Source organism: Pectobacterium atrosepticum (assembly GCA_019056595.1).
GTDB classification, from domain to species: Bacteria; Pseudomonadota; Gammaproteobacteria; order Enterobacterales; family Enterobacteriaceae; genus Pectobacterium; species Pectobacterium atrosepticum.
On sequence record CP036163.1, the window covers coordinates 223,290 to 237,854 of the forward strand.

Annotated in this window: 12 protein-coding genes; 7 read left to right on the forward strand and 5 right to left on the reverse strand. The window is 47.6% G+C overall.

The annotated features are described in order from the left end of the window. Positions 1-26 precede the first annotated feature (26 nt). A complete protein-coding gene (locus DCX48_01615) occupies positions 27-473 on the reverse strand; it encodes an NUDIX hydrolase (GenBank protein ID QXE13314.1) in 447 nt (148 codons plus the stop codon). Then, entirely contained in the window at positions 466-1,122 is a 657-nt protein-coding gene (gene rluE, locus DCX48_01620; protein ID QXE13315.1) for a 23S rRNA pseudouridine(2457) synthase RluE, read from the reverse strand. Before rluE ends, DCX48_01615 begins: the two co-directional genes overlap by 8 nt. A 101-nt stretch (positions 1,123-1,223) precedes the next feature. On the opposite strand from rluE, the gene DCX48_01625 reads away from it, so the two are divergent. Further along, positions 1,224-2,477, forward strand: coding sequence for an NADP-dependent isocitrate dehydrogenase (locus DCX48_01625; GenBank protein ID QXE13316.1), 1,254 nt, complete (start codon positions 1,224-1,226; stop codon positions 2,475-2,477). 117 nt (positions 2,478-2,594) lie between these two features. On the opposite strand, the gene DCX48_01630 is transcribed toward DCX48_01625, so the two are convergent. The 3 genes from DCX48_01630 to DCX48_01640 all read right to left on the reverse strand — a co-directional run bounded on the left by DCX48_01630 (position 2,595) and on the right by DCX48_01640 (position 5,717). Further along, positions 2,595-3,704, reverse strand: a complete 1,110-nt coding sequence (locus tag DCX48_01630) for a 4Fe-4S binding protein (protein QXE13317.1) — start codon at positions 3,702-3,704, stop codon at positions 2,595-2,597. Between the two features lie 474 nt (positions 3,705-4,178). Next, positions 4,179-4,529, reverse strand: coding sequence for a DNA-binding protein (locus DCX48_01635; GenBank protein ID QXE13318.1), 351 nt, complete (start codon positions 4,527-4,529; stop codon positions 4,179-4,181). A gap of 453 nt (positions 4,530-4,982) precedes the next feature. Continuing rightward, the gene (locus tag DCX48_01640; GenBank protein ID QXE13319.1) at positions 4,983-5,717 is read right to left on the reverse strand and encodes a helix-turn-helix transcriptional regulator; all 735 of its coding nucleotides are present in this window, start codon (positions 5,715-5,717) and stop codon (positions 4,983-4,985) included. Positions 5,718-6,110: 393 nt separating this feature from the next. On the opposite strand from DCX48_01640, the gene DCX48_01645 reads away from it, so the two are divergent. The 6 genes from DCX48_01645 (at position 6,111) to ugpB (ending at position 14,560) form a co-directional block, all read left to right on the forward strand. Then, positions 6,111-6,368, forward strand: coding sequence for a hypothetical protein (locus DCX48_01645; protein ID QXE13320.1), 258 nt, complete (start codon positions 6,111-6,113; stop codon positions 6,366-6,368). Between the two features lie 392 nt (positions 6,369-6,760). Further along, positions 6,761-8,929, forward strand: a complete 2,169-nt coding sequence (locus DCX48_01650; GenBank protein QXE13321.1) for a GGDEF and EAL domain-containing protein — start codon at positions 6,761-6,763, stop codon at positions 8,927-8,929. Positions 8,930-9,076: 147 nt separating this feature from the next. Then, positions 9,077-10,819, forward strand: a complete 1,743-nt coding sequence (locus tag DCX48_01655) for a sensor histidine kinase (GenBank protein QXE13322.1) — start codon at positions 9,077-9,079, stop codon at positions 10,817-10,819. Next, on the forward strand, positions 10,816-11,565 hold the full coding sequence (locus tag DCX48_01660) for a response regulator transcription factor (protein ID QXE13323.1): 750 nt from the start codon (positions 10,816-10,818) through the stop codon (positions 11,563-11,565). The genes DCX48_01655 and DCX48_01660 overlap by 4 nt, the downstream gene beginning before the upstream one ends. A gap of 183 nt (positions 11,566-11,748) precedes the next feature. Next, complete coding sequence (locus DCX48_01665) at positions 11,749-12,972, forward strand: MFS transporter (protein ID QXE13324.1); 1,224 nt, start codon at positions 11,749-11,751, stop codon at positions 12,970-12,972. Positions 12,973-13,222: 250 nt separating this feature from the next. After that, a complete protein-coding gene (ugpB, locus tag DCX48_01670; protein QXE13325.1) occupies positions 13,223-14,560 on the forward strand; it encodes a sn-glycerol-3-phosphate ABC transporter substrate-binding protein UgpB in 1,338 nt (445 codons plus the stop codon). The last annotated feature ends 5 nt before the right edge of the window (positions 14,561-14,565 follow it).

Here is a 14,565-nt window from a genome sequence, read left to right on the forward strand (position 1 = left end):
TGTACATGGCAAGAATAGCAATATGTCTAAAAAGGCCAGTTGAACGCGCCCAATACGGTTAACGGATAGCGCTCTGACTGCTGATAGCAGCGAATACTTTCGGCCACCAGCGGTGAACGGAGCTGACGAGAATGCAGAATTTCCTCTGCAGTCACCCAGCGACAGCATTCAATGTCACTGTCGTGTGGCTGGGTGTCGACCCGCTGAGGCAGATCGAGCGCGAAGCAAAAGCGTAAAAAGGGTGTGTTATCTGGGGCAATCCATTGATGCAGACGCAAGAAACTCTGTGGTGCGGCCTGAATGCCGGTTTCTTCCCATAGCTCACGGCTTGCCGCCTGAATCAGCGTCTCATCGGCTTCCAAATGGCCTGCAGGTTGGTTCCACAATAATTTGTCGTTAATTAACTCTTCGACGACCAGAAAATGGTTTTCGGCCTGTACTACACAGGCAACCGTTACATGGGGTTTAAACATCCGCTATCTCCTTCCATTCTCCGGGTAACAGGTTTTCTACGGTTTGGTTGGCCATGCCGTATCGAATCAGACGCAGGGTAGGATACCCGATATTTGCCGTCATACGACGAACTTGCCGATTACGACCTTCATACAGCGTAATTTTTAGCCAGCAGTCGGGAATGCTTTTACGTTCGCGTATTGGAGGATTACGCGGCCACAGCCAGTCAGGTTCTGGCACGATCTCTGCACCTGCGGGCTGCGTTTTGCCGTCATTCAGCTCCAGACCGGTACGAAAGCGTGTCAGTATGGCCTCATCAGGAATGCCTTCAACTTGCACATAGTAAATTTTGGCCGTTTTTTTCGTTGGCTGAGTTAGCTGTGCTTGAAGTTTGCCGTCATTGGTGAGAATCATCAGGCCTTCGCTGTCGCGATCCAGACGCCCGGCGGCATAAATACCGCTAATCGGAATGTAATCTTTCAGCGTGCTACGTCCGGCTTCATCAGTGAATTGCGGCAAGACATCAAAGGGCTTATTGAACAGAACAATCCGGCGCGGCGTATTGTCAGGCTGCCTTTTTCTGGCTGGCTGTGAGCTGAATCGTTTAACTTTGTGATTTTTAACAGGGAATTTATTCATCATCTTTATAGTCGCGGGTAACAAAAGCATTATACTCGAAATGGTTTGCGATTGGCGCGGGCTAAATATTCAAGTAGTATTGACACGCATCTTACAAGTCATTAACAAAATTGCGCTCGAAGGAGAGGTTAATGGAAAGCAAAGTAGTGGTACCGACAGAAGGTCAGAAAATCACGGTTGATGCTCAAGGTAAACTGGTTGTTCCAAACAATCCGGTTATCCCGTTTATCGAAGGTGATGGCATTGGTATCGATGTAACGCCAGCCATGATCAACGTAGTGGACGCCGCCGTGAAGAAAGCCTATCAGGGCAAGCGCGCGATCTCCTGGATGGAGATCTACACCGGTGAGAAATCCACGCAAGTTTACGGTAAAGATGTCTGGCTGCCAGACGAAACGCTGGATCTGATCCGTGAATATCGTGTGGCGATTAAGGGCCCGCTGACAACGCCAGTCGGTGGTGGTATTCGTTCTCTGAACGTTGCACTGCGCCAACAGTTGGACCTGTATGTTTGCCTGCGTCCGGTACGCTACTACGAAGGTACACCTAGCCCGGTTAAACAGCCTGAATTGACCGACATGGTGATCTTCCGCGAAAATGCCGAAGACATCTATGCTGGTATTGAGTGGAAAGCGGGTTCTGCTGAAGCAGACAAAGTGATCAAATTCCTGCGTGAGGAAATGGGCGTTAGCAAAATCCGTTTCCCTGAGCAGTGTGGTATCGGCGTGAAGCCGTGTTCCGAAGAGGGTACTAAACGTCTGGTTCGCGCTGCGATCGAATACGCGATTACCAACGACCGTGATTCCCTCACGTTGGTACACAAAGGCAACATCATGAAATTCACCGAAGGCGCGTTTAAAGACTGGGGCTACCAGTTGGCGCGTGAAGAATTCGGCGGTGAGCTGATCGATGGCGGCCCGTGGGTGAAAATCAAGAACCCGAACACAGGCAAAGAGATCGTTGTAAAAGACGTCATCGCCGATGCATTCCTGCAACAAATCCTGTTGCGTCCTGCTGAATATGACGTAATCGCCTGTATGAACCTGAACGGTGACTACATTTCTGATGCGCTGGCAGCACAGGTTGGCGGTATCGGTATTGCTCCGGGTGCGAACATCGGTGACGAATGTGCACTGTTTGAAGCCACGCACGGTACGGCACCGAAGTATGCTGGTCAGGATAAAGTGAACCCAGGTTCCGTTATTCTGTCTGCTGAAATGATGTTACGTCACCTGCAATGGTTCGAAGCGGCTGACCTGATTGTTAAAGGCGTTGAAGGCGCGATCAAGAACAAGACCGTGACTTACGATTTCGAACGTCTGATGGAAGGTGCTACGCTGCGGAAATGTAGCGAATTTGCGCAAGACATCATCGATAATATGTAATCTGCTATTCAGTGCAGATGAATATCAGGGGCCGATTTGGCCCCTTAATTTTTCCCTCAGATTCCTTTCCCCAAAACCATCCTATTTTGTATTAATCACCGTTGACCTAATTATCTTTTACGGGTGACCAATGCTCTGTGACCCGGGGATGAGCCGGAAGTACATCTGTTCGGGAATCGGACTGTCCCAGCCGCCAATGTACATTGCGAAGCCGATCATTCCGAAAAGGATGCCGAGAACCAGTGCTGTCATCGCGATACCGGATAGTGCGGTTTGTCGCCATAGCGGTTTGGCTGCCTCACTCCCTTTTTCCTGCGATCCTGAAGGTTGAACTAATGAGAAATGGAGCGTTGACGCTACAGGGCAGGATTCGACGCAGGTCATGCAGGCTGTGCATTCTGCGGTTCTCACCTGAATCAGTTTATCCACCGGAATGTTAGATGGACAGGCCTTGGCGCACTTGCCGCAATCGATACAGCTGGTGGCATTTCGGCGGATTTTGAAGGGTGACAGCAGTGAAAACATTCCCAAGAGCGCACCGTAAGGACATAGATAACGACACCAAAAGTGGCGGACGAACAGGCTGGCAAGCATAAAGAGAAAAACGCAGACCAGCGTGATGGTGCCGATATTACGGAAGAAACCGAGCATTTTGACGTCGGCGATTAGACCGTAAGGTGACATCAAAAACATATAAATGCTCTGTGCTGGCATTGATAAGGCGATGTAGAGGAAAAAGCTCAATAACAGGTATTTCAGACTACGCAACGGAATATCCAGCCACCTCGGAAGAATGAAGTGGCGGCCAAACATTTTTCCCCCCAATGCACCCACCCACTCGGAAATCGTGCCTACAGGGCACAGCCAGGAGCAGAATGATTTCTTCAGCAACAGGCTGGTGAGAATAAATGCGAGAAGTAATAGCATTGACGCAAGATGGATTGGAGGAAAACTGCCCGTTTCCCACGTGAACTTAGCGTTCATCAATCCGGCAATCGGTAGCCAGCCCTCAATGCCGCCCGGTCTCGACATATAAAGAGTCGTGCCGCCGGTTTCAAAGTAGCGTACCCAGAAATAGAAAGTGACACCGATATAGACATTGATCGCCAGTAGCAGAATTTGTGTGGCTCCGCGCCAGGTCAGCGCGTTACGCCAGTCGTTCCAGGGAAGTTTACCGCCAGTGGTTCCGGGTCGGCGTTGCCACCGTTTTCTTACTTTTTCGCTCATTGCTCTCAATTACCCCCATTTATTTTTTTCACTCGGTGTTTTCAACCTACCGAAGGGATCGTGGGGCAACGTTATCATGCTCTTAACGGTTAAAAATTGATTTGTGCATTGTAAATGCATGTTTTGGGGGTCGGCTGATTGATTTGTATAAGAAGCTAGGAAAATAACGTGATTGACATGACATATGTATTGAATGACTTGATACAGTGTTGGAGGGGAGGGCCGTAAAAGATAGAGATTTATATATAAATAGAATGGGTACGGTTGAGTACCCATTCTATTAATTACCTAGCGGCATTATAGTTGAATATATCTGTAATATTTTAAACTGCGCATATTAGCCGGAGTCAGCGTATAGGAATGCCTTACCGCATTCGCCGCAACTCGAATTTTTAATTTGTATTTAATTAAGTAATTTATCTGTTATTTTTTATTTTAATTTATTTCTGATGTTTTAATTTCTTACCATTTACATTACGCCTGATTTTTTTGTTTTGCCTGTAGCTCATCTTTTCGCATGGTTCTGACAATTTTATAAATCCATTGCAGTGAGACATTATATTTCTTAGCCAGAGCACTATGATTGCGGCCATCAAACTCCTCATAGATTTGAAGATCGCGCTGAGAGGCACGCCACGATATTCCCATCGGAAAATAAACATTTTGCCCGCCCCATACGGTCATCATATGTTTGGCAACGGCATTGCCGACCAGCTCAGCAGTTTGTGGATCCAACTCTGTGACGTTTTTGACCGTATCGGCAACGTGTTGAGAAAGTTCGACCAGAAGCTCAGGGCCTTTACTACGAAATTGTGGCTCAGTCATAAATTACCTTATCCTTAAAGAAAATAATTACTGCCTATGTGAAGATTCGAGGATTGCTATCTTGGAGGGATAACAACCGCGTTATGTGTTCATATAAAACTATAGTTGTTTTTGTGTCAACATCTTTAGTTTTAATTCAGGTTGTTTTTGGTTGTAAAAGAAGAGTTCCACTACAAAGTGATATGTAGAAAAGAGGCCACAGAGAAGCAAAAAAATCCCGCCATAGGGCGGGAAAGCAACACATAGACAGGAGGAATAACACAACATCAACAAGGGGTAATAAAACCATAGCATGGTGATTGTATAAAACTGTTGTGCGTGGGTAAGGTTATCTGGGTGAGGGTAAACGTTTTTGAAGTATGGAGGAAAGCCGGTGCTCGCATTGGCTCACCGGCTTTAGTTAGAGGAAAAATGCGATAGCTACTACGTAAGCGAAAAACCACCTACGTCGGACTATAACAGTACCGAATACCAGAACACACGGCCGATGATTTCGACCTCTGATTCGTAGGCTTCTTCGTCAGCATCGCGGTTAAAGCTATGGATGACGAGTAGGCCGCCAGGCTTGCGGTAAAGTTGTTTGATTCGCTTGAGCTTATCATTGCCGCTGCCCTCTTGAGCAATAGCGTAGAGCTTCCCATCGATGATGCGCTTGTTGTTGGTATCAACTGCGACGGTGGTGCCATCCGGGATGATGGGTTCCATACTGTCACCCGCTGCCGGGAAACAAAGAACGCCTGAACCGTCAGTATTTGCACCGACCTTGCGCAGCGTGGCTTTGGAAAAACGGAGCTTAAAGCCGTTGTAATCCTCACTTTGAATGCGCCCGTCGCCGCAGGCAAACTCAATATCCTTTAAAAAAGGCACTTCCACCTCGTCCTCTGATAGTTTTGTCGTGCTGTCCCAAGCTGATACGGTGCCCCATTTTGATGTTGGCGGAATGCTTGATTCCTGGAGTGATCGAACCACCCTGTCGCTATGCATTGGTCCTCCGCCATTTGCCAACCATTCAGGGCGAATATGCAGTGCATTAGAAAGCTCAACAATTTTGGTTGTTTGCGACGCTTTCCCCACCTCAATCTTCTGTATGGCGGCCTGAGATACACCAATCATGTCGCCAAGTGCTTTTTGGCTAAGCCCTTGTGCAGTCCTGGCGGTCTTTAATCGTTCTGCAAGTGTCGTTTTCATTCGTTCAATTTACAACCTAGGTTGTAATTTATCAAGTGGATATTAATCTTGTTTAAAAAAAGCAAAGCTATGTATCGTTGGTGTGCAAAGGACATCATAAATACAACCATGAAAACAATTTAAGTTGTTATTCCGCGAAGGGAAACCCGTGCGGATGTATGAGATAACATCAAAATAATGCTATCGCCTGACTATCAAAAATTCTAATAAATGTCAGGCTGTCATAGTATCGTCTTATTCCATCTCCTGATTTGACTTAAACATGTGTGTAGATTGATCTAAATCACAATCTGACCGTATGTATTTTGCTCTTATGGAAATCCCGTTGTGGGAAATATAATCAATAAATTCGTTTCATTAAGCATGCGCATGATTGCGTGTCGCGGAGGATGTATGTCTGTAATTCGCACGTGTTTAAGTCTGTTTGGCGGTGATACGGTAATTGTACGGTGTGCTAATACATTTGAAGTGAAAATGAGTAATGGTGAACAGGAAACCATGACCGAAAAGAATAGTGCTACGCAGGATTCTATTTGCCGTCATGCTGAAGGAGAAGTGTATTTAACCGTGCCTTATACAGGAACTTGGGATGTCGTGATTCGAGCAAGAAATGACACACCTGAGCATTCAATAACCTATTTCCCCGCCTGATAGTTCCTTGGTTGGTTATATTCTGTTAATGACTTGATAATATATTGTCGTTATCCGGTAGTGAGTCTCTGAATATACCAACCTTTTCCTTTCTTTTCTGCCTGCATTGCTCAACGTTGTGAGTGCGTCGGTATCTTTCTATTTCGTTTTTCATCTATCATTTTAATTGATACTTCCACTTGTTATTATTAATGATTCGAAAGGATGATAGAGTCTGGATCTTTTGCCATACTCACACTCAGCCACCATGCGTCTTGGCTCTTGGCAAGAGAGGGAGCGTTGGTTTACTCATGCTGGCCTGTTGCTCTTGTCGTGCTCATTGCTGCAACATTTTGGATTTATAGCTAAATTTTGTCTAATCTGAACATTAATACGATGGGAGGGGGGAACCCATGAGCCGTGCCCCAATAAGCAAAGATGAAGACAAACGTCTTGCTGCTCTTCGTGAGTATGGCATTAAGAACGTATTATTTGACCCAGGTCTGAGTAACCTGATTAGTCTGGCCGCTAACATCTTTAGTGCGCCTATTGTTTTGGTGTCGTTGGTAGAGGCTGAACGTCAACTGTTTGCCGCCAGCGTGGGGGTTCCTTTTTGTGAAACGCCTCGCGATATCTCTTTTTGTGCCCACACGATCCTAAAGAAAAAGATCATGGTGGTGCCTGATGCGCTCAAAGATGCGCGTTTCAAAAATAACCCGCTGGTTGTGGGCATTCCCTACATTCGTTTTTATGCAGGTATCCCACTAATTACGCCGTCCGGACATGCCATCGGTACGCTGTGCATTATCGATTTGAAACCCAGAACGACCTTCACCAAGCGTGATGAGCACAATATGCAGGATCTGGCTTCATTGGTCATGGACAAGCTGGAAATGCGACGCCTTGAACTCGCGCGTAAAGCCAGTCAGGTTCGTTTTGAAAATATTGCTAATACCTCACCTGATACGATTTTGTGCGTTAATGAGAAGGGGATGATTACCTTCTGGAATACCGCTGCGGAACACATGCTGGGATACAGTGACGAAGACATTATTGGTCGCAATATTAATACTATCGTGCCTGATGCCTTTATCGTGCAGCTCAACCATTTAGTCACCGATCGTGATTCACTGATGAAAGGAGTGATGCTGGAACTGAATGTGCAAGCTAAAAGCGGCAGTTTGGTACCGGTTGAATTGTCGGTTTCTATGTGGGAAGACAACGACAATGTTAGCTATGGCGCGATATTGCGTGACATTACAGAGCGCCGCCGCAATGAAGAACGACTATTTTTGTTAGCGCATATGGATCCGCTCACGGGTTTGGCAAACCGGACGTTATTAACATCCAATCTCGAAACCGCGCTAAAGAATGAACCTGCGGTCTGTATCATGATGGTCGATCTGGACGGATTTAAAGATGTTAATGATAGTCTGGGGCATTCCAGCGGCGATGATATTCTGGTGCACGTCGCTAAAAAAATAAAAGCGGCGGTCCGTTCCGGTGATGTCGTGGCGCGAATGGGCGGGGATGAGTTTGCACTGCTGTTTCCCGGCCTGAGTGATAAAAAGGTCGCGGGAAAAATTGCCGAGCAAATCATTCATGAAATTTCGCAGGCGATGATTATTGACGATCACCAAATCAATATTAGCGCCAGCATCGGGGCCGTGCTGTATCCCGACTATGGATTGACCGTGCAAGATCTTTTGACCAGCGCCGATTTAGCTCTGTATCAGGCGAAGTCCGAAGGTCGAAATTGTTACCGTTTTTTCACACGTGAACTGCTTGAAGTCTTTCAGGCCAAGCATGCTTTTCAGCTCGAGTTTGTGCGAGCCTACGAGCAGCATGAATTTGAAATGTTCTATCAGCCACAGGTAAAACTGGCGACCAATGAGATTGTTGGTGCGGAAGCACTGCTGCGCTGGCGTCACCCAGAAAGAGGATTGCTTGGCCCAGCCGCATTCCTCACCGCACTGGAAAATGGCCCGTGGGCTGAGCGAATCGGTGATTGGATCGTAGAAACGGCATGTAAGCAGGCCGCAGAATGGTGTCAGACTAGCGACAAATATTTTCGTATCAGCATTAACCTTTTCAGCGCGCAGTTTCGTACCGGCCTTCTGGCGCAGAAGATTATGGATACCCTTGCTCGAACAGGGTTGGAACCAAGCTCGCTGGAGCTTGAAATAACGGAGAATATAATTCTGCGTTACGATGAGAATATGTTGCAGCCGTTAAAGATGTTGCGGGAAGCGGGAATCGGCATCGCATTTGACGATTATGGGACGGGCTATGCATCTCTCAGCATGCTTAAAAACTACCCAGTGACTCGACTGAAGATCGATCAAACCTTTGTCAGAACCATGTGTGAATCTCCGCCGGATGCGGCGATTGTCAGGGCGATCTTATATCTTGGCAAAAGTTTTGGTCTGGGCGTGATTGCCGAGGGTGTGGAAACATTAGAGCAGAGTGAGCGGCTACGGGGCAAAGGGTGTGAGGAAGCGCAGGGATATCTGTTTGGGCATCCGATGCCTGCGGAGGAATTCACTCAGCTACTGAAATTGAATAAGCCGATAGACGTGTAAATGGTCGTGCCATGCCAGTTTTCCCTAAAAGCCAGCGTCTGCTGGCTTTTATACTTTGCGCTTCCCACTCGGTTAACAGACTAAAAAGTGGAATGTGGATCACATTTTTCCTATAGTGCAGGCTTGTAACCCAGTACCGGATGTCCCGTGCACGAAATATTTGAAATGCTCCTTGCGGTCTTTGACCGCGCCGCCCTGATGCTGATTTGTTTATTTTTCCTGACAAGAACGCGCCAGTTCCGGCAATTACTGCAAAAAGAGCAACATTCTCCGAGAGAACGGGTGATGGTGACAGCCATCTTTTCACTGTTTGCGCTGTTTGGTACGTATTCCGGTATTAATGTTGAAGGGTCGCTTGTCAACGTGCGCGTGATTGCCGTGATGTCTGGCGGTATTCTCTTTGGCCCTTGGGTGGGGATCGCGACAGGTATCATTGCGGGGGCACACCGTTATTTAATTGATATTGATGGCATCACCTCTGTACCTTGCTTGATTACCAGCATCATCGCCGGTATCACTTCTGGCTACATCAATAAGAAAGTCAAAAAAGAGCAGCAGTGGAGCATAGGGATTCTGGGCGGGATGCTGTGTGAGTCATTAACTATGTTGCTGGTTGTAGCATGGGCGACGCCGATCGAGTTAGGGCTGGATATTGTTTCAAAAATTGCCGTGCCGATGATTCTTGGCTCCATCTGTATTGGCCTGATTGTACTGCTGGTGCAGAGTGTAGCGAATGAAAAAGAGGTGATTGCCGCTAGGCAGGCCAAACTCGCACTCGATATCGCACACAAAACACTGCCGTATTTCCGCAATATCAACAGTGATTCACTGACGGCCATTTGTAGAATCATCCGTACTGAAATTAATGCGGACGCAGTAGCGATAACGAACACGCAGCACATTCAGGCTTATGTGGGGATTGGGGAAGACAAATATAATATCGGCCACGACATTATCAGCCCGATGACGCAGCAGGCGATTCATGACGGAAAAATCATCATTAAAAATAATGATGAACAGCATCTTACGCCGGAAATTCATTCGATGATTGTCATCCCGCTGTGGGAACATGGGCAGGTGACAGGCACGCTGAAAATCTATTATCGCCATGCACATAAAATTACCTATTCATTACGCGTGATGGCTGTCGGCCTATCGCAAATCATGTCAACGCAAATTGAGGTTTCCCGTACAGAACAACTGCGCGATATGGCAAATAAGGCGGAATTGAGAGCGCTGCAAAGTAAAATCAATCCGCACTTTCTTTTTAATGCTCTGAATGCGATCTCCTCGTCCATTCGAATTAATCCCGATACGGCGCGCCAGTTGGTCATCAATCTGTCTCGCTATTTGCGCTATAACCTTGAGCTCAATGACGATGCGCTGATCGATATAAAAAAAGAGCTGTACCAAATACAGGATTATATCGCGATTGAGCAGGCGCGCTTTGGCGCTAAGTTGACGGTGATTTACGATATTGACGACGATGTGGCGTACAAAATTCCTAGCTTATTAATTCAGCCGCTGGTGGAAAATGCGATTGTGCATGGTATTCAGCCTTTCAAAGGAAAGGGAACCGTAGTGCTGTCCGTGAAAGAGCAGGGCGATAAGCTGCTGGTGGCGGTAAAAGATACAGGCCACGGCATCAGTCAGGAGACGATAGATCGCGTCGCGCGCAATGAATTGCCGGGGAATAAGATTGGCCTGCTTAATGTTCATCACCGAGTCCGCTTGCTCTATGGTGATGGCTTACATATTCGCCGTTTGGAACCTGGGACTGAGATTTATTTCTATATTCCACGAGAAGATAAAACCCCGTCGGCATTGCCGGATACCGTGCAGGTGCCGTCATCAAGATATTCTGCTGAGAAAACAGGAGGCAACCCATGAAAGCCATTATTGTTGAAGATGAGTTCCTCGCGCAGCAAGAGCTGAGTTATCTCATCAAACAGCACAGTGATATTACGATTGAGTCAACATTTGATGACGGGCTGGATGTCCTGAAGTATCTGCAACATAACGAAGTCGATGCGATCTTTTTGGATATCAATATCCCGTCGTTAGACGGTGTTTGGCTGGCGCAAAACATCAGTAAATTTGCGCATAAGCCTTACATCATTTTTATTACGGCGTACAAAGAACATGCGGTCGAGGCGTTTGAAGTCGAGGCCTTCGATTACATTCTCAAGCCATATCATGAATCTCGTATCATCACGATGTTGCGTAAGCTGGAAGCGGCCTGGCAACAGCGGCAAGTTGCACCTGCTGTCGAAACGGGCGCGCATGCGGGTGCACCAAGAGGCGCACAGCAAACGATTAATCTGATGAAAGATGAACGGATTATCGTCACGGATATTAACAATATCTACTACGCTGCCGCGCAGGAAAAGGTCACGCTGGTTTACACCCGACGTGAAGAGTTCATCATGCCGATGAATATTACGGAGTTTTGTAGCCGTTTGCCGGAAGACTATTTCTTCCGCTGCCATCGCTCTTACTGCGTCAACCTGACGAAAATCCGTGAAATTGTGCCGTGGTTTAACAATACGTATATCCTGCGATTGAACGATCTGGATTTTGAAGTCCCGGTCAGCCGGAGCAAGATAAAGGAGTTCAGGTCATTGATGCGCCTTTAAAGGCATTTCATTCCGCGTTTCAGGCATCTCATTCCCCATTCGATCAATCACTGTCAGCCCGCTTGTATACTGGCCTCAGCCCATAAGCTGACAGTGTTTTGATGGATTTTTTCTTCTCCACATCAGCTTATATTTTTAGTGTGCCGAGTGAATCGGACCAATTTTTGATGTAGGGGAAAATCCATGAATACCAAACCTGTTAATCGGGGATTGATTGTCCTCGGTACCATTATCACCCAAATGGGACTCGGCACGATTTACACCTGGAGTTTATTCAATCAGCCTCTCGTGGACAAATTTGGCTGGGCGCTGAGCTCCGTTGCGACGACGTTTTCAATTACCAGTTTCTGTCTGGCATTTGCAACGCTATTTGCCGGTAAGTTTCAGGAACGTATTGGCCTGCGCCGCTTGACCATGATCGCCGGCATCGCGCTGGGTGCTGGTCTGATGGCGAGTGCGGTGAGCCCATCGCTGACACTGATTTATCTGCTGATGGGGGTTGTTGTCGGTTTTGCTGATGGCACGGCTTACATCACGACGCTGTCCAATTTGATTAAATGGTTCCCTAACCGCAAAGGGCTGATCGCGGGTATTTCGGTTGGCGCATTTGGTACCGGAAGCCTGTTGTTCAAATATGTAAACAGCTTTTTGATTGCGGAAGTGGGTGTATCAGAAGCCTTTTTCTACTGGGGAATTATCGTTATGGCGATGATTCTGGTCGGGAGTTCATTGCTGAAAGAGCCTGCTGCGGTGCCAGTACAACAGGTTGCGGTTCAAGGGCAGACGCGTGATTTCTCTCTTGCCGAGATGTTGGCGACCAAAGAATCGTATTTGCTGTTTATTATCTTCTTCACTGCGTGCATGAGCGGCCTGTATTTGATCGGTATCGTGAAAGATATCGGCGTGCAAATGGCTGGGATGGATATGGCGACGGCGGCAAATGCCGTGTCTGCGATTGCGATTTTTAATACCGTTGGGCGTATTGTGCTTGGCGCACTTTCCGATAATGTCGGACGTATACGAGTCATCACCTTTACGCTGTTTGTGACGATTCTGGCGGTGTCCGTGATGACGTTTCTGCCGCTTAGTCCCATTCTGTTCTTTATCTGTGTCAGCGCGATTGCTTTCTGCTTTGGCGGTAACATCACCGTGTTCCCAGCGATTGTCGGCGACTTCTTCGGCCTGAAAAATCACAGTAAAAACTACGGCGTGATTTATCAGGGATTCGGTATCGGCGCGTTGTCTGGATCGTTTATCGCCGCACAACTCGGGGGCTTCCAGGCGACATTTATGGCAATTATCATTATGTCTGTCGTCTCGCTGCTGATTACCCTGTGGATTAAACCGCCTAAACATCAGCCCGTTGCTGCCTCAATGCGTGTGGATATGGTACACGCACAGAGCTGATAGAACGCCACGCTAACAGAACATCGCGCTGGGCTCCACATGCTGCCCAGCGCGATTTTTTTTCCCCTTTCCTGCCACCAAATCCCCTCTCTTTACCTGCTGAAATATCGCGATACAGTTCATCACTTTCCCAGTCATCTACGTGTCACAGGCGAACCCTAGCGTCGTTATCGGCACGTCTTTTTCCTAAAACGCGCTTTCGCTATAAATGACTTCCCTTTGAAAATGAAAAGTAACCGGAGAAAACACCATGATGATTCGGTTTAGGTTCACATCTGTTTTTTTGATGCTATTGAGTATGGTTTTACTTGTCCCCCTGTCTGCCAGAGCTGCCGTTGAACTGACGTTTTGGCATGGCATGGACAGCAACCTGAACACGGAATTGATACGGCTGGTCAATCGGTTTAATGAATCTCAGACGACGTATCATGTTGAACCGATCTATAAGGGCAGTTATGAGCAGACGCTGGCTGCTGGTATTGCCGCTTATCGCACGGGTAACGCGCCGGATATTTTGCAGGTTTATGATGTCGGCACACCGAATATGATGCATAGCGGGGCGATTATCCCAGTGTTTGATCTGTTCAAACAGGTCGGTATCGATAATGACGAAAAAGCCTTTCTGCCCGCCGTGGCGCTGTTTTATAGCGACAGCCAGACCGGGCATCTGATTTCCCAGCCGTTTAATAGCTCAACGCCTGTTCTTTACTACAACAAAGATGCGTTTATCAAAGCGGGACTCGATCCCGATAAACCCCCTCGGACCTGGAATGAGCTGGCGTACGATGCGGCGCGGTTGCGACAGAGTGGGATGACATGCGGTTATACGAACGCAGGGCAGCAAGGCTGGATATTATTGGAGGCTTTTAGTGTGTGGAATGGGCTGCCGATTGCGACGAAAAACAATGGCTTCGACGGTGTCGATGCGCATCTATTGGTGAACGGTCCGTTGCAGGTCGCACACGTTGCTCAGCTTGCAGAAATGATGAAGAAGAAGGAATTCAGCTATTTCGGTCGCAATGACGAGGGCACTACACGCTTTTATAACGGTGATTGCGGCATATTGACCACCTCATCGGGTGGGCTACGCAAGATTCAGAACTATGCCAAATTTCACTACGGTGTAGGAATGTTGCCTTACAGCGAAGAGGCTAAAGGCGCGCCGCAGAATACATTCATTGGAGGCGCAAGCCTCTGGGTCATGAAAGGGAAAACGGCATCGCATTATCAAGGGATTGCGGAGTTTCTACATTTTCTGACGCAGCCGGAAAATGCCGCGGAATGGCATCAGATGACGGGCTATTTGCCGGTGACGCAGCCTGCCTACGATCTGACGCGCGAGCAGGGGTTTTATGCCAGATACCCCGGCAGTGATGTTGCCATGAAACAGATAACAAATAAGCCACCATTGCCTTATACGCGCGGATTTCGATTAGGCAATATGCCGCAAATTCGCACCATCATGGACGAGGAGTTGGAGAAAGTCTGGGCAGAGCAGGAAACGCCGCAGCAGGCGCTGGACAATGTGGTTTTGCGCGGTGATCTTCTGTTGCAGCATTTTGCGCAGTCGGTTTCCCGTCATCCGTGATATTT

Excerpts from the sequence above, each read along its gene's own strand:
- DCX48_01615 (QXE13314.1), bottom strand. The coding sequence starts at position 473 with ATGTTTAAACCCCATGTAACGGTTGCCTGTGTAGTACAGGCCGAAAAC.
- rluE (QXE13315.1), bottom strand. The coding sequence starts at position 1,122 with ATGCTTTTGTTACCCGCGACTATAAAGATGATGAATAAATTCCCTGTT.
- DCX48_01625 (QXE13316.1), top strand. The coding sequence starts at position 1,224 with ATGGAAAGCAAAGTAGTGGTACCGACAGAAGGTCAGAAAATCACGGTT.
- DCX48_01630 (QXE13317.1), bottom strand. The coding sequence starts at position 3,704 with ATGAGCGAAAAAGTAAGAAAACGGTGGCAACGCCGACCCGGAACCACT.
- DCX48_01635 (QXE13318.1), bottom strand. The coding sequence starts at position 4,529 with ATGACTGAGCCACAATTTCGTAGTAAAGGCCCTGAGCTTCTGGTCGAA.
- DCX48_01640 (QXE13319.1), bottom strand. The coding sequence starts at position 5,717 with ATGAAAACGACACTTGCAGAACGATTAAAGACCGCCAGGACTGCACAA.
- DCX48_01645 (QXE13320.1), top strand. The coding sequence starts at position 6,111 with ATGTCTGTAATTCGCACGTGTTTAAGTCTGTTTGGCGGTGATACGGTA.
- DCX48_01650 (QXE13321.1), top strand. The coding sequence starts at position 6,761 with ATGAGCCGTGCCCCAATAAGCAAAGATGAAGACAAACGTCTTGCTGCT.
- DCX48_01660 (QXE13323.1), top strand. The coding sequence starts at position 10,816 with ATGAAAGCCATTATTGTTGAAGATGAGTTCCTCGCGCAGCAAGAGCTG.
- DCX48_01665 (QXE13324.1), top strand. The coding sequence starts at position 11,749 with ATGAATACCAAACCTGTTAATCGGGGATTGATTGTCCTCGGTACCATT.
- ugpB (QXE13325.1), top strand. The coding sequence starts at position 13,223 with ATGATGATTCGGTTTAGGTTCACATCTGTTTTTTTGATGCTATTGAGT.